Genomic DNA, 22,580 nt, shown 5'->3' with positions numbered 1-22,580 from the left:
TGCCCCGGTCGACCGAGGCAGTCTAATATGAGATGGGTAAAAGATAGGCCAATCCTGTGATAAGGGCCAGTAAAGAAAGGAAGACAAAGCCGGCCAGCAGGACACCCAGGAGCCAGCGGTCGTCAGGCCTGTCCATATCGGTCAGGGCCTCCTCCAGGGCCCCCAGGAGCCTCTGGTCCACCCGGCGGATGGCCAGGACCCCATTTGGGAAAAAGCGGAGGTCTGCCGGCGACCGCCCGGCCTTTTGTAAAATGATGGTAAAGGCCTTGGCCATGGCGTCATAATCGACCTTGCCCCAGCGAAAGCCCCGGACCCAGTAGTAGGTCGTTTCCAGGGCATAGTGAGCGGCCAGGGCCAGGCCGGCGACGGCAAAGAGCCAGATGGTCACCCGCCTAAGGTCCGGCCCCGGTGGCATGGTCAGCCAGGCCACCACCAGGCCGTCACCGAGCATAAGGGCAACAGCGGCCAGGTAAGGCACAAGCCGGCTCTGGCTCTTCCACAGGACCAGTCGGTTGACCAGGGCAAAGGCCAGGACGGCCAAGCGCAAGAGAAGGATCCCGGTCGGGCTCATCATTCAAAGTAGTCGAATTCCATGGGGCCGATGATGACCGTATCCCCTTCTTGGATACCGGCCTTACGGAGGGCCTTTTCTACCCCCATCCCGTCAAGGATCCCCATGAACCGTTCGACCCCTTCATCCCGTTCGAATTGGGTCCGCTGGACCAGGCCGTCAATTTCCGGCCCGACCACAGCCCAGACATTGCCCTCGTGGGCTTCCACCCAGAAGGGGCGTTGGGCCGGTTCCGGGATGACCGGTGCTGCTTCTTCCTCTTCTTCTTCGCTGACCGGAGGGAGGGCCTCCAGGAGGTCCTTTAAGGCGTAGACCAGGGCCTGGCTGCCTTCACCGGTCGCTGCCGACCCGGCAAAGAGGGGCAGGTCCGGGAAGGCTGCTTCAATGGCTGAAAGGACAGCGGCCTTATCTTCCTCGGATAAAAGGTCGGTCTTATTGGCAAAGATCACTGCCTTTTTCCGGGCCAGCTTGGGGGCATAGGCTTCCAGTTCATGCTGGATGGCCCGGATGTCCTCAACCGGGTCCCGGCCTTCCAGCCCCGAGGCATCCACCACATGGACCAAGACCCGGCACCGTTCTACATGACGGAGGAAGCGGTGACCCAGCCCGGCCCCTTCTGCTGCGCCGCTGACCAGGCCCGGTACATCGGCCAGGACAAAGCTGTGGGCGGCATCTACCCGGACAACCCCTAGGTTCGGTTCCAGGGTGGTGAAGGGGTAGTTGGCAATCTTGGGCCGGGCAGCCGATACCTGAGCAATGAGGGTGGACTTGCCCACATTGGGAAAGCCCACCAGGCCTACATCGGCCAGGAGTTTTAATTCCAGGGTAATCCAGCGTTCCTCGCCCGGTTCGCCATTTTCGGCATAGGCCGGGGCCCGGTGGATGGAGTTGACAAAGCGGGCATTGCCCCGGCCGCCCCGGCCGCCCTTGGCTACGACCACTTCCTGACCCTGGACCCGGAGGTCGGCCAGGAGCCGGTTATTGGCTGCATCCCTGACCAGGGTTCCGACCGGGACCCGGAGGATGATATCCTTACCGCCCTTGCCGTGCTGCTTGGACCCTTGGCCGTGCAGGCCCCGCTCCCCCTTGTAGTGGGTCTGGTAGCGGAAGTCGATGAGGGTGCGGAGCCCCTCATCAGCCCGGAGGATAATGGACCCGCCATCGCCGCCGTCACCGCCGGCCGGGCCGCCCTTGGGGACGTATTTCTCGCGACGGAAGGCAACAATGCCATTGCCGCCATTGCCCCCCTGGACATTTACTTTTGCATAATCATAAAACATCTTGATCAGCTCCCTTGGCATCCTGGGCATCCAACAAACCGGCCATCCGCATGAGGTGTTTGGCGTTGGTGGTCTGGCAGCGGCCCGGGCGAATGGTGTAGTCAAAACGGATTTGGTCGCCTTCATAATGCTCTTGGAAGTGCATATTCCGGCCATTGACCCCGGCGTCTTCCACCAGGTCACAGAGCTCAAAGTCGTGGGTGGTGACCAGGGTCATTATCCAGGGTTGAGAGAGTTTTTTTATGGCCGCCTCAGCGCCGATGATCCGGTCGGCTGAGTTGGTTCCCTTGAAGATTTCATCAATCAGGACCAGCATGGGTCGACGCTGGCCGGCATAGTCAGCCATCTTCTTAATGCGGAGGATTTCCCCGTAAAAGGTAGAAATCCCTTCACCGACATCGTCGGTCACCCGCATGGAGGTAAAGATCCGCATGGGGCTAATGGCAAAGCGGTCGGCACAGACATAGCCGCCGGCATAGGCCAGGACAGCATTGAGGCCAATGGTCCGCATAAAGGTACTTTTCCCGCTCATATTACTCCCGGTGATGATGGTGGTCTCCCCGCTCTGGCGGTAGTCATTGGCCACGGCAGTGGCCGGGGCCAGGAGGGGGTGGGTCGCAGCGGTCATTTCCAGGCTGGGGACATCCGTCTCCAAAATTTCTGCCTGGCCGGCATTGGGCCGGAGCCGACCGACGGTGCAGAGGCTGGATAGAGCCTCGACTTCCCCGACCCAGTCCAGCCAGCGGACGAAGTTTTCGCCGTATTGCCGGCGCCAGCGGTCAATTCGGGCAATCATATTAAAGTCCCAGGCCAGGCAGCCGCAAAGCAAGAAGTAGAGTAGGAAGTTTTCCCGGAGATTCCAAAGGCCCACCAGGCGGTTTAAGGCCGCAACCCCTTCCGGGGCCTGGGCCAGGTCCGCCTTCATTTGCCGGAGGTAGGCGCTTTCAAAGGGGCTGTCCAAGAGCATTTGAAAGCGTTCGTTGAGCCCTTCCAGCCGGGTTTGGAAGACCAGGACGGTCTCCTTGTATTTATTAACCGGGCCGGCCAGGGTAATGGCCAGGGCCATTTGCATAAAGAAAACAGCCAGGGGGATCAGATAAGACACCAGCCCGGCCAGGGCCATGCCGATGGTTACCACAAGGGCCAGGGGCAGGCCCAGGCCAATGAGGTTGGCCTGGTCGATGGTTTCTACATTTTCTCCCCGGGCATAGGCCTTGAGCTTTTGCTCGGCGGCCTTTTCCCGGTTTCGCTTGGTCGCCTTGGGCTCATAAGCCAGGGCCTCAAAGCGGATGGCCCAGTCATCGTCAGCCAGGAGCTCCCGGACCGAGGCCTGCCGATCAGCGATATGGTTGAGGTCCGGCTTGGTCAAAAGCCGGGCCAGGGCGTCGCTGCCGCTGGCCGAGTGGGTCACGGACAGGTATTGGAAAAGAGACCCCTTACCGAAGATATCCAGGTCTGTGCTGAGGGTATTATCCTTACTTTTGTATTGGTCACCGGTTTCGGGCAGGTCCTGCCAGGCGTCTACCAGCCGGTCCTCATACCGCTTGAGGACCCCGCTGACCCGGGAGAGGCCGGCGATTTCCTTTTGGATCTTGCCAAAGCGGTAAACCAGGGCAACAAAGGCCACCAGCATGATCCCGGCCAGACCGGCACCGACCAGGAGGTCCTGGCGCAGGTAGGCCACCAGGCCCAGTACCAGTAAGATGGCCGTTATAAGGCGCAGGTGACTCAGGCGGTTTAGGGTCGCATCCAGGTCACGGCGCTGTTTTTCATTGGCCGCTTGCCGGTTTTTTATGTCTTGTCCAGTCATGGGCACCTCTTTTCCTAATGATGAAAAAGAGGGATGACCGCATGGCCACCCCTCTTACCAAAGCAATTAGCCCGCATAAACGCTGACTTGAGTTTTGCTTTTACCTTTACGTTCAAAACGTACCACCCCGTCGGCAGTAGCGAAGAGCGTATCATCGCCACCTCTGCCTACGTTAATACCAGGATGGATTTTGGTTCCGCGTTGACGGTAAATAATATTTCCCGCTTTCACGAACTGACCGTCGGCCCGTTTGGCGCCGAGGCGTTTGGAGTGAGAGTCACGACCGTTCTTGGTGCTCCCTACCCCTTTTTTAGAAGCGAAAAATTGTAAGTTCATCTTAAGCATGAATCCACCTCCTCACCGGTTTGTCCGATGTATCTGTATGAATGCATCATCGTAGTCTTCATTAAGGGCCTCAACAGCCAGCACATAGGTTTCTAAAATAGCCTGTGCCTTGACCTGGGCATCCGGAGACAAGTCATCCGCTAAGCGCAGGCAAATGCGGTCAGCTTCCGCTGAGCACTCCGCCAAGGCTACACCTTGGGCGGACAGGCCATTGGCTGTTGCAATGGTCAGGGCGGATACAGCTGCGCAAAGGATATCCTTGCCGTAGTCATCCAGGCCTGCATGGCCCTGGACCGTGTACCCACACCAACCGTTAGTCCCCCGGACCAAGTCAATCCGAATCATTAGCCAACGATGGATTCGACGACCACCCGGCTAAAGGGTTGACGATGGCCTTTTTTACGGCGATAGTTCTTTTTAGGCTTATACTTAAAGACGGTGATTTTACGGGCTTTGCCGTTTTCAACCACTTTCAGGCTTACTTTAGCGCCTTCAACGAAGGGCTTGCCAACAGTGATGGCCCCGTCCTTATTGACCAATAAAACCTTGTCTACGGTAACGGTTTCGTCAGCTTCAGCAGCCAGTTTTTCGATGACCAGTTCCTGGCCTTCTTCAACCTTATACTGCTTACCACCGGTTTCAATAATAGCGTACATATATACACCTCCCTGGGTTATAGACTCGCTGTCGCAGGTGCTAGGCTTGAAAACCTGAAACATGCGGTTGGAGTGAGACGAGAGACATCTACACTCAGAGTAATATTATAATGAATAACCCGGGGCCTGTCAAGACTTTTTAGTGTTAATTGAACCGGTCGTCTTCCGCCGTTTCCAGGGGGACGAAGGCAAAGCGGTGGCAGTCCACCAGGCCCCGGTTGGTCAGCCGTAAGTCAGGCAGGCAGGCCAGGGAAATGAGGGCCATGGTCATAAAGGGTGAGGCCATGTCTGCGCCCAGGGCCTGCCATTGGGCCTCCATGGCGGCCACATCGGCGGCAATATCTGCGGCAGGCCGGTCACACATGAGGCCGGCAATGGGCAGGGCCACATGGCCCAGGACCTGGCCATCGGCAACGATACACATGCCGCCGCCGGATTCGATTAGGGTATTGGCCGCCAGGCGCATGTCATCGTCACTGGCGCCCAGGACCAAGAGGTTATGGGCATCATGGGCGACTGTGGAGGCCATGGCCCCCCGGCGGATGCCAAAGCCCTGGACAAAGCCCTGACCGACGGTCCCGCTCCCGGTGTGTCGGTCAAAGACGGCGGCCTTGAGGACGTCCTGGTCCGGGTCGGCTTCAATGGCCCCGTCCCGGACGGGCAGGGTCAGGTGGACTTCTTCATTAAAGACCCTTTCCGGCACAATCCGGATGGCCCGGACCTCTGTGGTCTCCTCGGCGGCCGAAGGAATGCGGAAGGGGCTGGTATCGGCCAAGGGGTCCAGCTGGATGGACCGGTAGGCCTGGTCCGGGTACCGGTAGGGGGCGATGTCAGCTGTCAGCTGCCCCCCTTCGGCCACTGCTTGGCCGCCAATCCAAACCCTTTCAGCGACCAGGTCTTCCAGGTTATCAAAGAGGACCATGTCAGCCAGCTTGCCCGGGGCGATAGACCCCAGTTCATGGTCCATCCGGAAGCAGGTTGCCACATTGATGGTCACCATCTGGAGGGCTTCTAAGATGGGAATCCCATAGGCCACCGCCTTGCGGACGATGTGGTCCAGGTGGCCATCTGCGACCAGGGTATGGGGGTGGGTGTCGTCAGAGATCAGGTTGGCCAGGCGGCTATCGACCGTCCGCTCGGTCAGGGCCCGGCTCACCTCTGCCAGGTCATGCCAGGCCGACCCTTCTCGGAGCTGGGCATACATACCCAGCCGCATTTTAGCGATGGCGTCCTCAGCCCGGTTGGACTCGTGGCAGCAGCGGACGCCGGCTGCAATGTAGGCATTCAGGCCACTGCCGGTATCCGGCACCGAATAATGGCCGGTCACCACCTTGCCGGCGGCCAGGGTGGCGGCCACTTCTGCATGGGCATTGTCCTCCCCGGCTAAAATCCCGGGAAAGTTCATCATTTCACCCAGGCCCACCGTCTGGGGCGCCGCCATCAGGGCCTGGACATCGGCCGCATCGATGACGGCCCCGGTATCTTCAAAACCCGGTACGGCCGGCACACAGGAGGGGACGGTCAGCATGGTCCGGAGAGGGGTCCCGGCGGCATCGGCCAGCATCATTTCAATGCCGGCTACGCCGAGGACATTGGCGATCTCGTGGGGGTCCATATAAATCCCGGTGGTGCCCCGGGGGACGACGCTCCGGGCATAGTTGCCCACCGTCATCATGGAGCTTTCCACGTGGATGTGACCGTCTAAAAAGCCCGGGGTCAGGTACTTGCCTGCTGCGTCAAAAACCCTCGTCCCGTCGCCAATGCAGGCCGATGCATCGCCCACCAGGGCAATGCGGCCGCCAAAGACAGCCACATCCGTCCCCGGTAAAATCTCCCGGGTGAGAACATTGACCAACCGGCAGTTCTGAATGATCAGGTCGGCCGGCCTTTGGCCGAGGGCCACCTGGACCAGGTCCCTGGTCATCTCGCTTAAGGGTTTGGTTGCTTGATTGTTATACATGATCTTCCTCCTACTCCGGCCTTACCTGACCAGTCCAGGGATTTTCCATTATCGTCCAAGTGAAAAGCACCGCCAAGGCGGTGCTCCTTTTTTAGCTCAGATATACCTTAGCCGCCAGCCGCTCCCGCCGGCTTAAGTGAAAGCACATGATGCCGAAAAGAACTGCCGGCACCAGGACCAGGACCACATTTAAGACCAGGCAGAAGAGCCCTTGGTCAAGCATGGCCACCAGCCGGTAAACAGCGAAAGCCAGGAGGCAAAAGTTAATGGCCCCCCAGGGATAATAAAGCCAGGTCCGGGCAAAATCCAAGAGAAAGAGGGAAAAAAAGCCATAGACCCCTGCCATCAGCATAAAGGTGATAAAATCTGTCATTTCATAAAAAATAGCAATCCCGGTCATTTGCTGGTAAAAGTAAGCCCCGGACCAAATGCAAAACAAGAGTAAAAAGAGAAGCTCCAGACCAAGCTGACGGCCTGTGCTGCCGGGCAACCTGTTTTCCATATCATTCATCCTCCTAATTAATTAAAAAACATCCTTTTGCCGGGCAAACCACCCTGCCGGAATGAAGAGCAGGGCATTCACAGCAATGGTATAAAGGCAAAATAGGCCCTGACCAAAACCGGTGGCTACGGTAATCCAAAGATAGACCAGGTAGACCGTCTGCAGGCCGGTGCTGACCATCCAGACCCAGCTGAGCCGGCGGCGAACGCCCCCCTGGTAGAGGAGGGAGGCCATGATTTGCACGGTGGTTAAAATCACCAGGAGGAGCAGGGCGGTCCCGCCGGAAAAGTCTTCCAGCAGGCCCTGGACCAGAGCGGCGTACAAGAGGAGCCAGACCAGGTAGAGCCCAGTCCCGGCCCCCTCAAAGAGGGTGCGTAAAAAACCCGCCTTTGCTTCTGCTTCCATCTTAGCCCTCCTTCTGCCGGCGCAAGGACCGGATATGGTACATTAAAATGCCGCCGGCGACGGCCACATTCAGGGATTCAACGCCCCGTTCCAGGGGAATGGAGATGACCTGGTCGTATTCTTCGATCTGTTCCGGGCCATTGCCTTCATTGCCCAGAATAAGGGCAATCTTATCGGGCAGGTCGGCCTCATCATAGGGGACCCCGTCGGCATCGGCCACCACAAAGTGGAAGCCATACTTCCGCAGGACATGGATGACCTCCTCCACGTCCTCAATCATATAGACCGGGAGGGAGAAAATCGTCCCCATGGTGGCCCGGAGGACCTTCCGGTTGGTAAAGTCCACCGTCCCCTTGAGGCAGAAGACGGCATCGGCGCCGCTGGCCATGGTGGTCCGGATGATGGTCCCCAGGTTGCCCGGATCCTGGACGCCGTCTACCACGACCACCGTCTGCATATCCGGCCAGGGGGTTTCGCTCCAGTCCGGGAAGCTGACAATGGCGGCAATATCCTGGGGATTGACCGTGGCCATGGCCTGGTTTAAGATTTGTTCAGGGACCAGGAGAACGGGCCCCTCGTAATCCTTTAAGAGTTCCGTATATTTATCTTCGCTGCCATCAGCAATTAAAACGGCATGGACCGCTGCCCCGCTGGCCAAAGCCTCTTCAACAAACCGCCGCCCCTCGGCAACGAACTGTTCAAAGGCCAGCCGGTACTTCCGCTTTTCCAGGGCATGCATCCGCTTGATCCATTGATTTTTATCCGACTCAATCTTCTTCATAGATAACCTCTTTCAACCGTCTGCTGCAAAAATACCGCTACTTTTATACTTGTTATTTTAGCATAGTTCGCCCGGCCATGCCACCGGTCCCCTGTGTTAAAGGCGGTCCTTTTGGTTAAGTAGGAGTTAGAGGGCTCAAACTTGTATGTAGCCACTTATATTACTCTATTATATATAAAGGAAGATGCTTATGCCCCCCTCTCAAGAACACCGCTTCCAGGTCGGTGGGATGTCCTGTGCGGCCTGCCAGGCCACGGTGGAACGCCGGGTCCGTCAGGTCCCGGATGTCACCGACGTGAAAGTGAACCTCCTGACCGGCGATATGACTGTTACCGGTCCGGCTGACCCGGCAGCCATCGCCACCGCCGTCGAAAAAGCCGGCTATACCATTACGGATAAGGAGGCCCCGACCCATTCGACCGGCCAAGGGCAGGTCTTTAAGGTCACCGGCATGACCTGTGCCGCCTGCCAGGCCAATGTGGAAAAGGCCGTTAACCGACTGGACGGGGTCCATGCCGTCGCCGTCAACCTCCTGGCCGGGACCATGGAGGTGGCCTACCAAGCGCCGGCAACAGCAGAGGCCATCGTTCAGGCTGTGGACCAGGCCGGCTACGCCGCCAGCCCGGCGGACCGGCAAGCCGTCCTGACCGAGGACCCTTCGGCCGCCCAGCACCAGGAGGCGGCAGCCATCAAACGGCGGATCATCCTATCCCTGGTCCTCTTAATCCCCCTGATGACCGTTAGCATGGGGCCCATGGTCGGCCTGCCCCTACCGGACTGGCTCATCGGGGAGGCGGCGGCCCTCCGCTATGCCGGCCTCCAGCTCCTCTTAACCCTCCCGGTCCTCGTCATTAACCGCAAGTTCTTCATCAACGGCTTTAAGGGCCTCCGCCACCTGGCGCCCAATATGGACAGCCTGGTGGCCATAGGGGCGTCAGCGGCCTTCCTCTACGGTCTCTTTGCCATGTGGCGGATCAGCCAGGGCTATGCGACCGGCGACCTGGCCCTGGTGAATAGCTACCGTCACCAGCTCTACTTTGAATCTGCCGCCATGATTGTGACCCTCATCAGCGTGGGCAAGTACCTGGAGGCCCGGTCCAAGGGCCGGACCACCGATGCCATCACCGGCCTCATGGAATTGGCCCCTGAAGAGGCCTTCCTGGTGGACCCAACCAGCGGCCAGGTCCGCACCGTCCCCACCGCCCAGGTCCAAGTGGGTGATATCTTAGAAGTCCGCCCCGGCGGCCGGATCCCGGTCGACGGCCGGGTCCACAGCGGCCGGTCCGCCGTTGACGAAAGCGCCCTAACCGGCGAGCCCCTCCCGGTCGAGAAGGGACCGGGCGACAGCCTCACTGGGGCCACCATTAATACCACCGGGGCCCTGCGGATGGAAGTCACCCGGGTGGGGGCCGATACCACCCTGGCCCATATTGTGGCCCTGGTGGCCGATGCCAATGCCGGCAAGGCCCCCATCGCCCGCTTGGCCGACCGGGTGTCGGCTATCTTTGTCCCGGCGGTCATGGTCATTGCCCTGGTCACCGCCGCCGTCTGGCTGCTCCTGGGCTACGGGGCTGAATTTGCCCTATCGACGGCCGTTTCCGTCCTGGTCATCTCCTGCCCCTGTGCCCTGGGCCTGGCCACCCCGGTGGCCATTATGGTCGGCACCGGCAAGGGGGCCCGGATGGGCATCCTCTTTAAGAGCGCTGAGGCCCTGGAGAACCTCCACTACACGACCACCGTTGTCATGGACAAGACCGGGACCATCACCGAAGGGCGGCCGGAACTGACCGATGTCATCCCCTTCCAGGGCCAAGGCCAGGCCCTCTTGCTCCGCCAGGCCTATGCCCTGGAGGCCGCCAGCGAACACCCGGTGGCCAAGGCCATTGTCGAGGCCGCCGACCGGCTGGCCCTCACTGACCTGACCGCCCGGGACTTTATGAGCCACAGCGGCCAGGGGGTCAGCGCCCGGGTTGCCGGCGAAAAAATCTACGCCGGCAACCGGTCCCTCATGGATGAACTCCGGGTGGACTGCCGGGGAGCGGATAAAAAGGCCGAAAACCTGGCCAAGGAAGGCAAGACCCCCCTCTACCTGGCCAATGAAAGCCAGCTGCTCGGTATGCTGGCGGTCCAGGATGCGGTCAAGCCCTCATCGGCCCAGGCAGTTGCCGCCCTCCACGACCTGGGCGTCAAGGCCATGATGCTCACCGGGGACACCCGGCTGACCGCCGATGCCATTGCCCGGGAAACGGGCATTGACCAGGTCATTGCCGAAGTCCTCCCCCAGGACAAGGACAAGGCCATCCAGGCCCTCCAAGACCAGCAGGAAAAGGTTGCCATGGTCGGCGATGGCATCAACGACGCCCCGGCCCTGGCCCGGGCCGATACCGGTCTGGCCATCGGCGCCGGGACGGATATCGCCATCGAATCGGCGGATGTGGTTCTCATGCGGAGCGATCTCCTGGATATTGCCCGGGCCTTTGAGCTTTCGGCAGCCACCCTCCGGACCATCAAGCAGAACCTCTTCTGGGCCTTTTTCTATAACATCTTGTGTATCCCCATTGCGGCAGGGCTGCTCTATATACCCCTTGGGATTCACCTGAATCCAATGTTTGCCGCTGCCGCAATGAGTTTATCCTCTATCTTTGTTGTGACCAACGGCCTACGCCTGCGGACCTTCACCGGCAGCTACCCGGTCACCCCAGCCCTAGAGGAAGGGGCCCCGGTCCTTTCCCCCGCCGCGCCGGCAGGGGAAAGCGACCCGGCACCCGCACCATCATCAGAAGGAGACGAGCATATGAAAAAAGTCATCGGTATTGACGGCATGCACTGTGCCCACTGCCAAGCCGCCGCCGGCAAGGCCCTGGAAGGCCTGGATGGCGTCAGCAAGGTGAAAGTCAACCTGGAAAAGAAAGAAGCGGTCATCAGCTATGATGGCGAGGTCAAAGATGAAGCCATCAAAAAAGTCATCAGCGATGCCGGCTACACCGTTACCGGGATCAGCGAAAAGAAAGGCCTATTCGGTTAAGGCCCTCAACCTGCTGCGACAAGCGGCAGGTTTTTTATTACCGGGAAAGACCCGGTCCTACTAAAGCTATAGATGCAGGTGACCGGCATAAAAAAAAGGCTATCAAAAAGTATAAACCAGGTGAAAAACAAGGCTACCCTGTGCTATACTTAAACTAAGCAGAACCGTCATCTTGTGCCAAAAATCTTATCTTGGATAAGACCCAAAACTTATTGTTAGGTGGTTGATGTACCATGGGCATGTTTCTTACTTTAGTCTTGTTTGCGCTCTTCCTTGGGGCCGTTCTGGCCGTCTTCTGCCTCTACTACATGGTCTACCAAATTTATAAAAGCCGGGGGGATTGACCGGCCTAGCCCCAACCTGCTGCGACAAGCGGCAGGTTTTTTTCTGCCCTTTTTGGCCGGCTGGCTACTTTTGCCCATAAAAAAACCGCCGAAGCGGTTGTTATGAAAATAAATGAACTTATTTACGGACGGCCACGATGAGGATCCGGGCGTCGTTTTGGGCATTGTCGCAGGTGGACAGGGTGACCAGCCGGTCGGTCGCCTGAACCGGTGTATCCAGCCGGACCCGCTCGCTGGGGGCCAGGCCGGCCAGGTAGCTGAGGGCGTCTTTTTCCCCACCCCAAACCAGCCAGCTGTTGTAGCTGAAAAACTGGGCCGGGTCTTCCAGGTTCATATCATAAATGCCGATGATCTCGCAATCCCAGACCTGGGCCAGGCTGGCCAGGCGGAAGGACCGGTGGGCTGCGGCGCTTTCTTGGTTAAGCAGCCGGTCCAGGTTGGAAAAGACCTGGCCATTGGCCATATTATGCCCATAGATGACCAGGTGGTCAGCGGTATCCACCGGCTCTTCATAGTCTAAAAAGGCGGCCCCGTTGGGGTTGTAATTACCGGTGGCGTCATGGGTAAGATAGTGGTCATTATCTGTCCCCTGGACCACCGGCGTCGAGACCAGGCCGGGCATGTCCAGCCAGGCGCAGACATCTGCATTGGCCGCCTGGTAGCGGCTGATGTCCCCGGCATAGGGGTTGCTTGCCGGTGCCGGCAGGGCTTGGTCGGCCACCGGGGCCTTGGGCACGTGCTGCCAGGTATGTAGATAGCCCCGCCAGTCGACCTGGTGGTTAATAATTAAGGCCAGGCCCACTAAGAGGCAGCAAAGACCGAGGGCCACTTTCCATTTTTTCATAAAACCCCTCCTGTTTTTATCACTTTAACGGCTGGCTTGGCCCCTGTCAATCCTTAATGAATATGCTACAATAAACGGGGTGATACCATGATTACAATCAACCAATTGGAAACCGAATGCCGCCGGGCCCTGAAAAAGCTCGGTCCGGATGAATCCCTTTCCGTCCGGACCTGGAAGGGCGACCGGGGCTTTACCGTCAGCTGCACCCCGGCCGGCTACACCCTGGTCGAAGACGGTTTTCAAAACAAGACCGCCGACTTTTCCACTGAGCCGGCCCTCATGAAAGAAATCCGCCGACTGGCCAAAAGAGAATTCCCGCGTAGCCACAAGTTGCGCTTTACCATTATTAAGAAAAAGGAGCCATCCCCTTGGAAGAACTGATTTTTTTAGGCACCGGTGCCGCTATGAATACCGACTGTTTTACCACCGCCCTCCTCTTACGTGACGGCCTGGCCGGCCACCACTTCCTCATGGATACCGGCGGGGGCAACGGCCTCCTCCACCGCTTTCGCCAGGCCCAGGTGCCTGCCGAGGCCATTACCGATGTCTTTATTTCCCACCACCACACCGACCATATCCTGGGGGCCCCCTGGCTCATGCGCCTATCCGGCCATGGCAGGCAGCGCCACCCGGACTGGCCGCCCCTGCGGATTTACGGGTCCCCGGCCCTCCTGGAAACCCTGATGACCATCTGCCGGCCCATCCTGCCCAGCGCTGTCCTGGACCTGGTCGGCAGCCATATCCGACTCATCCCTATCGAGGATGGCCGGACCTACCCCATCGGCCCCTGGCAGGTGACCTTTTTCGACATCGGTGCCCAGAAGGTGGAACAGTATGGCTGTCAGGTCCGCCTGCAAACCGGCGAAGACCTGGTTTACCTGGGGGATGAACCCCTCCGGGAACCAGGCCTCCCCTATGCCCAAGGGGCAGACTACCTCATCCATGAGGCCTACATCGCCCAGCCGGGCCAGGGCCGGTTTGCCCCTAAATCCATCGGCCATTCAACGGTCCAGGAGGCCGCTGAAAACGCCCGGGCCGCCGGGGCCAAGCACCTGGTCCTCTTCCATTCCGGCCTGGACGCCGGCCCCGCCCGCCGCCAGTCCTATATGTCTACCGCCCGCGACTACTTTAAGGGGCCTATTTCCGCCCCTAATGATATGGACAGCCTATTTTTTGACCACCTGCCAAAGGAGACAGATTGATGAACTTTACCGACCTGGGCCTGGACGACGCCCGCCGGGCCGCCCTAGCCGACCTCTTTGCCATCACAGACCCTACCCTGATCCAGGCCAAGGCTTTCCCCTACATTGCCGATGGCCGTTCTGTGGCCCTGGCCGATATGACCGGGAGCGGCAAGACCCTGGCCTACCTCCTCCCCCTCCTCACCGATGACCTCCTCGGCGCCAGGGAAAACCGCCTCCTGGTCGTGGCCCCCACCGCCGAACTCTGCAAGCAGATTGAAGGGGTCGCCGCCGCCTATGCCAAGGCCCTGGGCTACCCGGATGCCGTCACCTCCGTCTTTGGCAGGGCCAATATCCGCTACCAGATTGACCGGCTGGCCCACAAGCCCCCGGTGGTCATCGGGACCCCCGGCCGCCTTCTGGAGCTCTTCAACCGGCGCAAGCTCAACGGCCAAACCATCCGGGCCGTCGTCTACGATGAAATCGACGCCCTCCTCGGCAAGCCCGCCGACATTGCCGACCTCCACAAGCGCCTCCTCCGGGACGTCCAAACCGTCTTAGCCTCCGCCTCCCTGACCGATGACCAGGTCCTCTTCTTTAACCGGGACATCCTCCGCTTAGACGGCGAAGGCAAGCTGAATGACCGCATCCGCCACCTGACCCTCCCCTGCGGCGATAAGCGCAAGTTCGACCAGCTCCGCCGGCTCCTCTTCGCCCTCCAGGACGGCGGCACCAGCCTGGTCTTTATCAACGCCCTGGACCAGATTGACCGGATTGTGGACCGGCTGACCCATATCGGCCTGCCCGCTGCCGGCCTCTACAGCGGCATGCATAAAAATGCCCGCCAGGCCGTCATGCAGGGCGTCCGCCAAGGGGAAATCACCATCCTCGTGTCCAGCGATCTGGCTGCCCGGGGCCTGGACCTGCCCATTATAGACCAGATCATCCACCTGGACTTCCCCAATGACCCCCAAACCTACGTCCACCGGGCCGGCCGGACCGCCCGGGGCCCGGAAGCCACCGGTGCCTCAGTGGTCTTGGTGGCCGGCCGGGACGAGGCCGCCTTGCGGGTCTACGAACGTGAACTGGGCATCCGCTTTGAGCCCATGTTCGTCCAGGATGGGCTTTGCTTTTTGGGCCAGGCTCCGGATAGGGACGAGGCCCCCAAAAAGAAGAAAAAGAAAAAGGCCGGTCCCAAGACCGGCCCGAAAAAGAAGGTCAAAAAAAGCACCAAGCACGCCGCCCGTAAAAAACAAGAGAGGAAAAAGAGCTAAACCATGGAACTTTGGGAACTATTGGATGATACCGGCCGCCCCACCGGCGACCTCCACCCCCGGGGCGAGGCCATGCCCCCGGGCACCTTCCACGCCATCATCGGCGTCTGGACCATCCACCGCCGGCTAAAGCGGGTACTCATTACCCTCCGGGCCCCGGAAAAGGTCATCTGCCCCGGCAAGTGGGAAAACACCGGCGGCTCAGTCATTGCCGGCGAAAGCCCCGCCCAAGCCGCCAGCCGGGAGCTCCGGGAAGAAACCGGCCTGGCCACCAGCCCGGAAGCCCTCCAGCCCTTGGCCGTCATCCAAAATGGCCAGGTCTTTGCCAATTGCTACATCAACTACACCGACATCCCCCAGGACGGTATCCGCCTCCAACCGGGGGAAACCGTCAACTACCGCTGGGCCAGCCTGGAAGAAATCGACGCCCTCATCGCCGCTAACCGCTTTGCCGAGCCTGAGATCATCCAATACCAAACCTGCCGCCCCTACCTACACGAGGCCCTGGCAGCCTTATAAGAACCACCGGCCCAAAACCGGAACCTATAGCCCAAGCAGCCCCTGACTGAGCCTATCACCCAGTCAGGGGCTGCTTGTTTGTATGCAAACTTTATTTTTCTGATGTCTTATTCAAGTGCAGCCGATAACCAGCTGCTCCCTAGGAATGGATTTCAACATTCCCGTCTGTACTGAAGAGAACCCGGGACCCGTCTGCCCGCTCAATTTCTTGAAAGTTCTTCTTCGTCAAGACCATGTTTTGAGCCCGGGGGACTTCCTGGGCCAGGCGGGCATTGATTTTATCCTTGTCTGCCTCTGAAGCCTTCCGGAGGTCAGCCCCCTTGCCGAGGATATCATCCTGGGCCTTGACCAGGCTCCGTTCATAGGTATCCCAGGCCGTCTGCTTGAGTTGGGGCTGGAGATCTTTTAAGGCCTGCAGGGTCAGGTCCCGGACGGGTGCCTTGGGGTCCGCCTTGTCGATTTCCCCCTTAATCAGCTCATAATTGTACTGGGCATTATCCAAATATTCCTGGTCTGACAGGTCGACAATACCTTCCAAAGTCTCCCCGGCAAGGGAGGTCTCCACCACCGAGCCGGACCCGGAAGAAGCAGCCCCCTCACTCGTCGCCTCCGACCCACCACAGCCGGTCACCAAGAGGACCAGGCCCAAACCACAACAAGCCGATAAAACTATCTTACGCATGATACCATCTCCTTCTGAAGCGGCTTTCTACAAATTTTACACACACTATAAGGTATTCTTAATGCCCTTTGATCGCCTTAGTTCAAGGAAATAATCCCCCAGGGGCCATTTTCCTTTTCCCTAAACCATGCCTGGGACCCGTTGGTAAACAGGCGCAATTCAGCCAAGGTCGGTTTGACGACGACCCGGCCCTTTTCATTGACCACGCCCCATTTACCTCCTTGCTTAAAGGGCACATAGCCTAGAGCGTTAAAGTCCCCCAGGCCCTGGTTTTCGGGAAGGGTGACTTCTTTTCCCTTTAGGTCGATAATACCTCCTTGGGACCCATCCCGGTAGACGGCATGACCGGCCGGGGTAAAGGGGCCTACCTGGTCGGCAAAGGGCTTCCGCAAAACCTTACCCTTGGCGTCTAAAAGGCCCACCCGGCCTTTTTCTTCATACAAGCCGTACCCGTCATCCTGACTGCCCCTTGAAATCATCGCAATGGCCGCATCGGCAAAGGGCTCACGGAGGACCTTGAAATCACTATCCAAGAGCCCCCAGCGGCCATCCTTTTCATAAGCAAGCGGTAGGCCGTTTAAAAAACTCGTTGCTTCCAGCCGGCCGGGCAGGTCAAGGGTCTTCACCCGATCCCCCTGGGCATTTATCATCCCGTATTCATCACCGGACCGGTATAAGGCCCGGTCATTCTCAGCAAAGGGCCCAATCCAATCAAATACCGGCTCGACCAGGGGGCTACCATCACCGGCAGCCAGTCCGAATAAATCCTTTTGACTGTAGACAAAGCCACCACCGGCCGGCAGGGGTAGGCTTTCACTCAAGGCCGGGGTCATGGTCCGGCTTTGAGGGTCGTAAATGCCCCACAGGCCCTCTTTTTGATAGCTAAAGCGAGGATTTCCGTCTTTATCGGTAAAGGGTTCAAGGGCATCGGCAAAGGGGTCTTGTAAGACTTGTCCCTGGGCATCCATCAGGCCCCAGGGGCCATCGGTAACCAGCCGGAACTTGTAATAATCACCGGTATAGAGGGGCCAGATATCCCTATAGTCCGTTTCCAGAAGGGTCTTGCCCATATCATCCACCAGCCGGGCCTTACTCTCAACGGTCAGCGCCCCACTGGCATCTACCGGACTATACACCACCGTCCGCCCCTTGTCATCTATAGGGCCGATCGCTTTGGCAAAGGGAGCCGCAAGGACCCGGCCCTCACTGGTCTGAGGGGGCGCTTCAGTCGACGAAGGATCCAAGTCTGCTTGACCGCAGGCCACTAGGCCAAGGCCTAAGGCCACCGCCAGGATAATGGAGCTAAGCGATTTCATGCCATCATCTCCTTTTCCCCTGATATATATTTTTACTGATTTGAGATAGCTCTCTTTCCCCTAACACTTGCGACAAGCTACAAGCCTACTCGCCCATTGGAATCGCCTGCCTTTCCTTTCTACCTTTACGATATTTTGTAAGCCCATTATAACAAAATTCCCTAGCTATATTTTTACCTTGTCGGATTTTGTGCCATAGCCGTCGTTTTCTTTATATTTTCTTTATTTTTGCAGCAAGTAGGTCTTTTTACACTTTACTCGCAGCCTTTTTAGCTTATGGAAGAAAACCGTTCTATACTCCTCTTCCAAGTACAAACCTCCTCTTTTACTGTCAGGTTTTTTCTTCCCCTGACCGGGCAGGTCGGTCCCGGGTTAAGAAGAGGCCGGCCGGGACCTGGAGGGCGGTCCAAAGGATAAAGCCGCCGGTATAGAACCAGCTGACTAATCCTTGGCCAAGTGGCAGGAAGAAAACGGTCATACTCAGGCCAAGGAAAAAAACATCTGCCAGGAGGAGGGCCAGGAGGTAGGTCCTTTGCCCCCTCGTCCCTAGGGCCCTGTAGACCAGGGCCAGGCCGAGGGGCAGGCAAATGGTGCTCACAAAGAGGAGAAAGCCGGGCACTCCTACAGCCACCGGCCCGACAGCCTCGTTGAACTGGATCATTAAGAGGGGCCTATTGCGTAAATAGATCACCATCAGCAAGGCCGCCAGGCCCAGACCCATTATGATGGCCCCTAAAAGGCCCAGATATTTCTGCTTCATATCTTTTCCCCTCCCACGGGGTTGAACCTATCCTTAAAAGCCTCAAGGCCCCTCTTCTCACCATTACTGGCTGACGAGGCCTACTTTCATATCCACTTAGCGCTATTTATAAGCCCATTATAACAAAATTTTCCGGCTATATTTTTACCTTGTCGGATTTTTTGCCATAGCCGTCATTTCTATCTCTGCCCATAAAAAACCGGTTGGTTTCCTTTAGAGGAAACCAACCGGGGTCAGCTTAGTCCGGATCCACATTAAGATAGGCGAAGATATCCACCCGGTAGTAGTCATCCCGGGTCCGGATGGTCATCCGGCCGTTTTGTGCTTCCAGGATCCGGCGGACAATGGAGAGGCCGCGGCCGGGTTGCTTATTGTCCTGGGGGACCCAGGTATTGATTAAGGTGGCCCTGATCATCCCATACTTGATGATCAGGTTTAGGGAGACCTGGGGCCGGTCTGCTGCCCGGGCGGCCTCAAGGGCATTATCCAGGAGGTTGGCCAGGACCATGGCCATGTCCTCATGGTCCCCCTTGGGAAAGTAGCCGGTCACCTGCATATCCAGGGGGATATTGCCGGCTTCTTCCTGCTTAACCCGTAAGACGGCGTCCACCAGCTGGTCCCCTGTCAGAGGGGTGACCCGTTCCAGGAAGGGGCCCTTGTAGGCCAGCCATTGTTCCATTTTTTCCAGGGCGGTCTGGTTCTCCTGGTAGAGGATGAGCCGGTGGAGGGCCTTGAGCCGGTTAATCCGGTCGTGTTCGGCATCGTAATAGTGCTCGGTCAACCGGTGGTAGGCCTGGAGGTCCTTTTTCAAAAGACCGCTGTAGTCCTGTTCGGCAAGGACCAGGGACCGGGCCAGCCGCCTATTCTGGAAAAAGAGGCCGGCCAGGAGAAAGAGCAAAAAGATGCCCATGCTGGACCCCAGGATGAGGACATGGACCCGGTTTAAGGGGGCAGCCACCAGGCCATACTGGCGGATATAGTAGTCAAAAAGCAGGAGGACACCGCCGGCCCCGGCGGCCAGGGCCAGGCCCGTCCGCCTATCCATTTCCCGGACCAGGCCGGCCCGGCGAAAGTAATAGAAGGCAGCCACCATCCCCAGGGCCAGGGCCAGGTCAAAGAGGTGGAAGGCCAGGTACTGGACCGGGCTATAGCCGATATACCGGGGCCGCATGACCACCTGGGCGTAAAATTCAAAGCTAAGGGCCTGGGCCGGCATGAGGAGGGCCGTCAGCATCAAGGCCTCTAGAGCCTTGACCGGCCACCGGTCCCGGCTAAGGGCCGCCAAGAGCAAGAGCCCCGCAAAGAGGGCTCCATTCCGGCCCAGGTAGGGGAAGGCCGGCTCATAGGCACAGCTCAGCAAGGCCAGGCTCCCTAAGAGGGCCAGGCCGGCCGGGACCCGGGGCCGCTCCTTAAAGGGCCGGGCATAGAGCAGGGCGACCAGGGCCAGGACCAGCAGGGCCAGCTTAACCCCGTAGACCGGCAGGAGCCAGCGGCCCAAGGCCAGGGTTAGGAATCCATCCATCCGTCATCTACCTCCTCAAAGCCGGCTAAGAGCAATTTTTCTAAGGGTTTCTGTAGGGGAATAGAAAAGGTCAGCGCCTGACCGCCGGTAAAGATCAACTTCCCTTGGTGGAGGTAGCGGACATGGCGGATATTCACCAGGTACATGGTGCCGACCATGGCAAAAACCCGGCTATCCAGGTCTTGGCTGATTTTTTCCAACTTCCCGTAAAAATCCGGACTCTCCCCCTTCAGCAAGTGGGGCCGGACCATCCGGCCCTTCTTTTCAAAGTAGAGGATATTGTCAAGGGCCACGGTATAGGTAGACTTATTAAAGGAATAGCTGTAATAGCGCCGGTCCAAGGTCTCCAGCCAGAGGTCTAGGAGCCCGGTCAGCTGGTCTGTAAAGGTCTCTTCCGGGACTCCCTTATCCACAAAACCGAAGGGCCGGGTATTGGCCACAGCCGCTGTCCCGGCCGGGTAGGCCGTGATGAAGATAACATCCCCGGTAAAGCCCTGCCGACGGAGGTCCCCCACCGCCTCTACCCCATTCCCATCCGGCAAGCGGATGTCCAGGATGGCCAGGGCCGTGTCCGCCGTCAGCTCTGCCGCCAGGTCAGCCAGGTCAGCCCCGGCTGCCAGGTCAAAGGGGACCTTGTGGTCCAGGACCCAGTCCTCCAGCAGGGTCAAAAGAGCCTCCCGGGCCGGTGGCTGGTCCTCAATCAGCAGAATACGCACAAGCCACCTCCTACCATTGGTCTATCCGGAAGTCAATATCCAGGTCCTCGCCCCCGTCCTTGGCTTCGGCTGTAAATGAATAATAAGAGGGCACCGCCCCCAGGGGGATGGTCATCCGCCCCCATTTGCCGGGCTGGACCGTCGGCCCCCGGTTGTTATCAATAAACATATAGACTTCCCTTTCCATATTATTACGCACAGAAAAAGTCACATACCGACCCTCAAACTGGGGGTCAAGCATCTCTCTCCGGTCAAAGGCGTAGGCATTGGCCAGGTGGCCAAAAAAGTAAGGATGGGTCTCTGCCGGCATTGAAATATCCGCAATATAGCCCAGGGCAGGATCCACTTGCCGGGGTCTCTCCTGGCTTAACTCTTTCATGGTGGGTTGGTTTAAGGTATTCAGGTTATCTAAAGTACAGCCTGTTAGTAATAAAGAAGTGATTATAGCAAGATTAATAAAATATACCCTTTTCATGGAAGTTATTTCCTTTGTCTAATAGCACATTGCATATTCAGCATCCCGCCATAGGTAGGATAAGCGTTAAAGTAATACATCTGTTTTATTGTTACATTAGCACTAATATGCCCCTGTTCGCCAGGGGAGAAGGTCCGGTAGATTTGGTTGTTGATATTGATCGTAATTGGGGAACCACCGGTATTCTTAATCCAATAATTTACATAAGAGCCCTCTTCCGGCTTTAACCAAGCTTGTTTAGAAAAATAGGCTTGATTATTAACATTACCGGAAAATATATAAGCAGACCTCAGCTCAATATCTTCCGACACCACCCTAGCGGCCGGAGGGTCTTCATTTTCAACAACCGGCCCGGCATAAATACAGGTCGGGGATAGGGCTAAAAGGCATGCTAAAGCTATGATCGTATTCTTTTTCATGTATAAAACTCCTTCCAAAACGAATGATTGGAAAAAACGCAAATAACCCTGGGTGGTCACCACCACCCAGGGCATGGTATTTCTACCATCACTATATCCAACTTGTCATTACTTATACCCTCAACTGATGGCGCCCTTTCAAAACAGCCACCAGTTGGTTAATCTATATACTGAATATAAAGGAGAAATATCTATTTTTTACTAGACTCTTAAGTCAATAATATTGGGTATTAACCCCTTTGCTCTCTGCCAAGCAACTAGGCCCCAAGCTTTGTCAGCTCAATCTCCCGGGCTGTGCCCCGGCCTTGCTGATCTGTGGCGATGAGCTTGCCGTCTTTCATGGAGAAGGTGCTGGTATTGACGGGGAAGGCCAGGTCGTGGCTGGTCACTTGGCCGCTGGCGGTATCGGCGATGTAGAGGCGGTTGGGCTGGATGGGGTTGGTCCAGCTGGCGGCGCCGGTGCCGTCGGTGTAGTAGACTTTGCTGCCGTCAACGTAGAAGTGGCTGGATCCGAAAACGTCGGTCAGGTAGATGAGGGCTTGGTCTTTGACTTGGAAGAGGGGGACTTTTTGGCTAAAGTCTTGGCCTTGGGTCATCAGGCCTAGGTAGGTAACGCCCTGGATGGTCTCTTTTAAGACGAGGGGGTTGGTGGCTGTTTGGGTTAAGGGGGTGTAGCCGGCGGGGAGGGTTAGCTCTTGGATGCCGGTGTCACTGCCCCGGAGGACTTTGGTCCCGATGACTTGGTAGAGGGGTTCTTTCCCCTGGTAGACCCAGACGGTCCGGCTGGGGCTATCCCAGTAGATGTGGCCGTAGAGTTGGGCAAAGTCTCTGGCCGGGAGGTAGGTCCGGTTATTGGTCAGGGTGGGCAGGGTGGCAAAGCGGCCGGCTTGGCCATTGGCGGTGTAGGCGGCCTGGCCGACGGTGAGGGTGACGTCAACGGTGCCGGCGGCGCCGGTGATGTGGATGGTGCCGTCAGGTTGCCAGTCGGTTTGGTAGCCAAAGGCGTCATTGACGACCCGGAGGGGGATCATGGTCCGGTCCTGGTTATTGATATAAACCTGGCCTATATTTTCATCTGTAGTAACAGAGGTATTATTAACAATCAGGTTAACATCTGTACTATCTGCCAAGGCCAGACCCGGCATCATCAAAAGCGCTGCTGTCATAAAAGTTGCTAGTATTTTTTTACTCAT

General features: G+C 57.9%; 24 protein-coding genes. 5 read left to right on the top strand and 19 right to left on the bottom strand.

What is annotated here, in order from left to right; genetic code table 11:
- Positions 1–22 precede the first annotated feature (22 nt).
- The 10 genes from ACKQTC_RS03985 to ACKQTC_RS03940 all read right to left on the bottom strand — a co-directional run bounded on the left by ACKQTC_RS03985 (position 23) and on the right by ACKQTC_RS03940 (position 8,310).
- On the bottom strand, positions 23–574 hold the full coding sequence (locus ACKQTC_RS03985) for a hypothetical protein (protein WP_408977141.1): 552 nt from the start codon (positions 572–574) through the stop codon (positions 23–25).
- Positions 571–1,851 (bottom strand): GTPase ObgE, encoded by a 1,281-nt coding sequence (gene obgE, locus ACKQTC_RS03980; RefSeq protein WP_408977140.1) that lies wholly within the window; start codon positions 1,849–1,851, stop codon positions 571–573. Before obgE ends, ACKQTC_RS03985 begins: the two co-directional genes overlap by 4 nt.
- On the bottom strand, positions 1,841–3,661 hold the full coding sequence (locus ACKQTC_RS03975; protein WP_408977139.1) for a MutS-related protein: 1,821 nt from the start codon (positions 3,659–3,661) through the stop codon (positions 1,841–1,843). The genes obgE and ACKQTC_RS03975 overlap by 11 nt, the downstream gene beginning before the upstream one ends.
- A gap of 66 nt (positions 3,662–3,727) precedes the next feature.
- Positions 3,728–4,006 carry a 50S ribosomal protein L27 gene (rpmA, locus tag ACKQTC_RS03970; protein ID WP_408977138.1) on the bottom strand — a complete coding sequence of 93 codons (279 nt, stop codon included), beginning with the start codon at positions 4,004–4,006 and terminating at the stop codon, positions 3,728–3,730.
- 12 nt (positions 4,007–4,018) lie between these two features.
- A complete protein-coding gene (locus ACKQTC_RS03965) occupies positions 4,019–4,351 on the bottom strand; it encodes a ribosomal-processing cysteine protease Prp (RefSeq protein ID WP_408977137.1) in 333 nt (110 codons plus the stop codon).
- Positions 4,351–4,662, bottom strand: a complete 312-nt coding sequence (rplU, locus tag ACKQTC_RS03960) for a 50S ribosomal protein L21 (RefSeq protein ID WP_408977136.1) — start codon at positions 4,660–4,662, stop codon at positions 4,351–4,353. Before rplU ends, ACKQTC_RS03965 begins: the two co-directional genes overlap by 1 nt.
- A 145-nt stretch (positions 4,663–4,807) precedes the next feature.
- Positions 4,808–6,622: an adenine deaminase gene (gene ade / locus ACKQTC_RS03955; protein ID WP_408977135.1), complete on the bottom strand. Its 1,815-nt coding sequence runs from the start codon at positions 6,620–6,622 to the stop codon at positions 4,808–4,810.
- A 91-nt stretch (positions 6,623–6,713) separates the two neighbouring features.
- Entirely contained in the window at positions 6,714–7,124 is a 411-nt protein-coding gene (locus tag ACKQTC_RS03950; RefSeq protein WP_408977134.1) for a hypothetical protein, read from the bottom strand.
- A gap of 21 nt (positions 7,125–7,145) precedes the next feature.
- Complete coding sequence (locus ACKQTC_RS03945) at positions 7,146–7,529, bottom strand: hypothetical protein (protein ID WP_408977133.1); 384 nt, start codon at positions 7,527–7,529, stop codon at positions 7,146–7,148.
- A 1-nt stretch (position 7,530) separates the two neighbouring features.
- Complete coding sequence (locus ACKQTC_RS03940) at positions 7,531–8,310, bottom strand: TrmH family RNA methyltransferase (protein ID WP_408977132.1); 780 nt, start codon at positions 8,308–8,310, stop codon at positions 7,531–7,533.
- A 190-nt stretch (positions 8,311–8,500) separates the two neighbouring features.
- Here ACKQTC_RS03940 and ACKQTC_RS03935 point away from each other — a divergent pair, with 190 nt between their 5' ends.
- Entirely contained in the window at positions 8,501–11,335 is a 2,835-nt protein-coding gene (locus ACKQTC_RS03935) for a heavy metal translocating P-type ATPase (RefSeq protein ID WP_408977131.1), read from the top strand.
- Positions 11,336–11,797: 462 nt separating this feature from the next.
- Here the strand turns inward: ACKQTC_RS03935 and ACKQTC_RS03930 are convergent, their stop codons facing one another.
- Positions 11,798–12,523: a class B sortase gene (locus ACKQTC_RS03930; RefSeq protein ID WP_408977130.1), complete on the bottom strand. Its 726-nt coding sequence runs from the start codon at positions 12,521–12,523 to the stop codon at positions 11,798–11,800.
- Positions 12,524–12,610: 87 nt separating this feature from the next.
- Here ACKQTC_RS03930 and ACKQTC_RS03925 point away from each other — a divergent pair, with 87 nt between their 5' ends.
- From ACKQTC_RS03925 to ACKQTC_RS03910, 4 genes are read left to right on the top strand one after another with little or no spacing between them, the layout of a single operon-like run.
- On the top strand, positions 12,611–12,904 hold the full coding sequence (locus ACKQTC_RS03925) for a hypothetical protein (RefSeq protein WP_408977129.1): 294 nt from the start codon (positions 12,611–12,613) through the stop codon (positions 12,902–12,904).
- Positions 12,892–13,725: an MBL fold metallo-hydrolase gene (locus tag ACKQTC_RS03920; RefSeq protein WP_408977128.1), complete on the top strand. Its 834-nt coding sequence runs from the start codon at positions 12,892–12,894 to the stop codon at positions 13,723–13,725. Before ACKQTC_RS03925 ends, ACKQTC_RS03920 begins: the two co-directional genes overlap by 13 nt.
- On the top strand, positions 13,725–14,978 hold the full coding sequence (locus ACKQTC_RS03915) for a DEAD/DEAH box helicase (protein ID WP_408977127.1): 1,254 nt from the start codon (positions 13,725–13,727) through the stop codon (positions 14,976–14,978). Before ACKQTC_RS03920 ends, ACKQTC_RS03915 begins: the two co-directional genes overlap by 1 nt.
- A 3-nt stretch (positions 14,979–14,981) precedes the next feature.
- Positions 14,982–15,497 (top strand): NUDIX hydrolase, encoded by a 516-nt coding sequence (locus tag ACKQTC_RS03910; RefSeq protein ID WP_408977126.1) that lies wholly within the window; start codon positions 14,982–14,984, stop codon positions 15,495–15,497.
- Positions 15,498–15,636: 139 nt separating this feature from the next.
- Here ACKQTC_RS03910 and ACKQTC_RS03905 read toward each other — a convergent pair whose 3' ends face one another.
- From ACKQTC_RS03905 to ACKQTC_RS03870, 8 genes are all read right to left on the bottom strand, one after another.
- Complete coding sequence (locus ACKQTC_RS03905) at positions 15,637–16,179, bottom strand: hypothetical protein (RefSeq protein WP_408977125.1); 543 nt, start codon at positions 16,177–16,179, stop codon at positions 15,637–15,639.
- Between the two features lie 77 nt (positions 16,180–16,256).
- Entirely contained in the window at positions 16,257–17,495 is a 1,239-nt protein-coding gene (locus ACKQTC_RS03900; RefSeq protein ID WP_408977124.1) for a WG repeat-containing protein, read from the bottom strand.
- A 331-nt stretch (positions 17,496–17,826) separates the two neighbouring features.
- On the bottom strand, positions 17,827–18,255 hold the full coding sequence (locus ACKQTC_RS03895) for a hypothetical protein (protein WP_408977123.1): 429 nt from the start codon (positions 18,253–18,255) through the stop codon (positions 17,827–17,829).
- Between the two features lie 238 nt (positions 18,256–18,493).
- Entirely contained in the window at positions 18,494–19,777 is a 1,284-nt protein-coding gene (locus ACKQTC_RS03890; RefSeq protein ID WP_408977122.1) for a GHKL domain-containing protein, read from the bottom strand.
- The gene (locus ACKQTC_RS03885; protein WP_408977121.1) at positions 19,762–20,493 is read right to left on the bottom strand and encodes a LytR/AlgR family response regulator transcription factor; all 732 of its coding nucleotides are present in this window, start codon (positions 20,491–20,493) and stop codon (positions 19,762–19,764) included. Before ACKQTC_RS03885 ends, ACKQTC_RS03890 begins: the two co-directional genes overlap by 16 nt.
- A gap of 10 nt (positions 20,494–20,503) precedes the next feature.
- Entirely contained in the window at positions 20,504–20,872 is a 369-nt protein-coding gene (locus ACKQTC_RS03880) for a hypothetical protein (RefSeq protein ID WP_408977120.1), read from the bottom strand.
- Positions 20,873–20,973: 101 nt separating this feature from the next.
- The gene (locus ACKQTC_RS03875; RefSeq protein WP_408977119.1) at positions 20,974–21,387 is read right to left on the bottom strand and encodes a hypothetical protein; all 414 of its coding nucleotides are present in this window, start codon (positions 21,385–21,387) and stop codon (positions 20,974–20,976) included.
- Positions 21,388–21,644: 257 nt separating this feature from the next.
- The coding region (locus ACKQTC_RS03870) for a copper amine oxidase N-terminal domain-containing protein (protein WP_408977118.1) at positions 21,645–22,580 on the bottom strand (936 nt) is incomplete at its 5' end.

The sequence above is a fragment of the Peptococcus simiae genome (assembly GCF_046097595.1).
Classification (GTDB): domain Bacteria; phylum Bacillota; class Peptococcia; order Peptococcales; family Peptococcaceae; genus Peptococcus; species Peptococcus simiae.
Note: the sequence above shows the minus strand (reverse complement) of the source record. Positions and strands in the feature narration are given on the sequence as shown.

Bases quoted from the DNA above. Each gene is read 5' to 3' on its own strand.
- ACKQTC_RS03985 (WP_408977141.1), bottom strand. From the start codon at position 574: ATGATGAGCCCGACCGGGATCCTTCTCTTGCGCTTGGCCGTCCTGGCC.
- obgE (WP_408977140.1), bottom strand. From the start codon at position 1,851: ATGTTTTATGATTATGCAAAAGTAAATGTCCAGGGGGGCAATGGCGGC.
- ACKQTC_RS03975 (WP_408977139.1), bottom strand. From the start codon at position 3,661: ATGACTGGACAAGACATAAAAAACCGGCAAGCGGCCAATGAAAAACAG.
- rpmA (WP_408977138.1), bottom strand. From the start codon at position 4,006: ATGCTTAAGATGAACTTACAATTTTTCGCTTCTAAAAAAGGGGTAGGG.
- ACKQTC_RS03965 (WP_408977137.1), bottom strand. From the start codon at position 4,351: ATGATTCGGATTGACTTGGTCCGGGGGACTAACGGTTGGTGTGGGTAC.
- rplU (WP_408977136.1), bottom strand. From the start codon at position 4,662: ATGTACGCTATTATTGAAACCGGTGGTAAGCAGTATAAGGTTGAAGAA.
- ade (WP_408977135.1), bottom strand. From the start codon at position 6,622: ATGTATAACAATCAAGCAACCAAACCCTTAAGCGAGATGACCAGGGAC.
- ACKQTC_RS03950 (WP_408977134.1), bottom strand. From the start codon at position 7,124: ATGGAAAACAGGTTGCCCGGCAGCACAGGCCGTCAGCTTGGTCTGGAG.
- ACKQTC_RS03945 (WP_408977133.1), bottom strand. From the start codon at position 7,529: ATGGAAGCAGAAGCAAAGGCGGGTTTTTTACGCACCCTCTTTGAGGGG.
- ACKQTC_RS03940 (WP_408977132.1), bottom strand. From the start codon at position 8,310: ATGAAGAAGATTGAGTCGGATAAAAATCAATGGATCAAGCGGATGCAT.
- ACKQTC_RS03935 (WP_408977131.1), top strand. From the start codon at position 8,501: ATGCCCCCCTCTCAAGAACACCGCTTCCAGGTCGGTGGGATGTCCTGT.
- ACKQTC_RS03930 (WP_408977130.1), bottom strand. From the start codon at position 12,523: ATGAAAAAATGGAAAGTGGCCCTCGGTCTTTGCTGCCTCTTAGTGGGC.
- ACKQTC_RS03925 (WP_408977129.1), top strand. From the start codon at position 12,611: ATGATTACAATCAACCAATTGGAAACCGAATGCCGCCGGGCCCTGAAA.
- ACKQTC_RS03915 (WP_408977127.1), top strand. From the start codon at position 13,725: ATGAACTTTACCGACCTGGGCCTGGACGACGCCCGCCGGGCCGCCCTA.
- ACKQTC_RS03910 (WP_408977126.1), top strand. From the start codon at position 14,982: ATGGAACTTTGGGAACTATTGGATGATACCGGCCGCCCCACCGGCGAC.
- ACKQTC_RS03905 (WP_408977125.1), bottom strand. From the start codon at position 16,179: ATGCGTAAGATAGTTTTATCGGCTTGTTGTGGTTTGGGCCTGGTCCTC.
- ACKQTC_RS03900 (WP_408977124.1), bottom strand. From the start codon at position 17,495: ATGAAATCGCTTAGCTCCATTATCCTGGCGGTGGCCTTAGGCCTTGGC.
- ACKQTC_RS03895 (WP_408977123.1), bottom strand. From the start codon at position 18,255: ATGAAGCAGAAATATCTGGGCCTTTTAGGGGCCATCATAATGGGTCTG.
- ACKQTC_RS03890 (WP_408977122.1), bottom strand. From the start codon at position 19,777: ATGGATGGATTCCTAACCCTGGCCTTGGGCCGCTGGCTCCTGCCGGTC.
- ACKQTC_RS03880 (WP_408977120.1), bottom strand. From the start codon at position 20,872: ATGAAAGAGTTAAGCCAGGAGAGACCCCGGCAAGTGGATCCTGCCCTG.
- ACKQTC_RS03875 (WP_408977119.1), bottom strand. From the start codon at position 21,387: ATGAAAAAGAATACGATCATAGCTTTAGCATGCCTTTTAGCCCTATCC.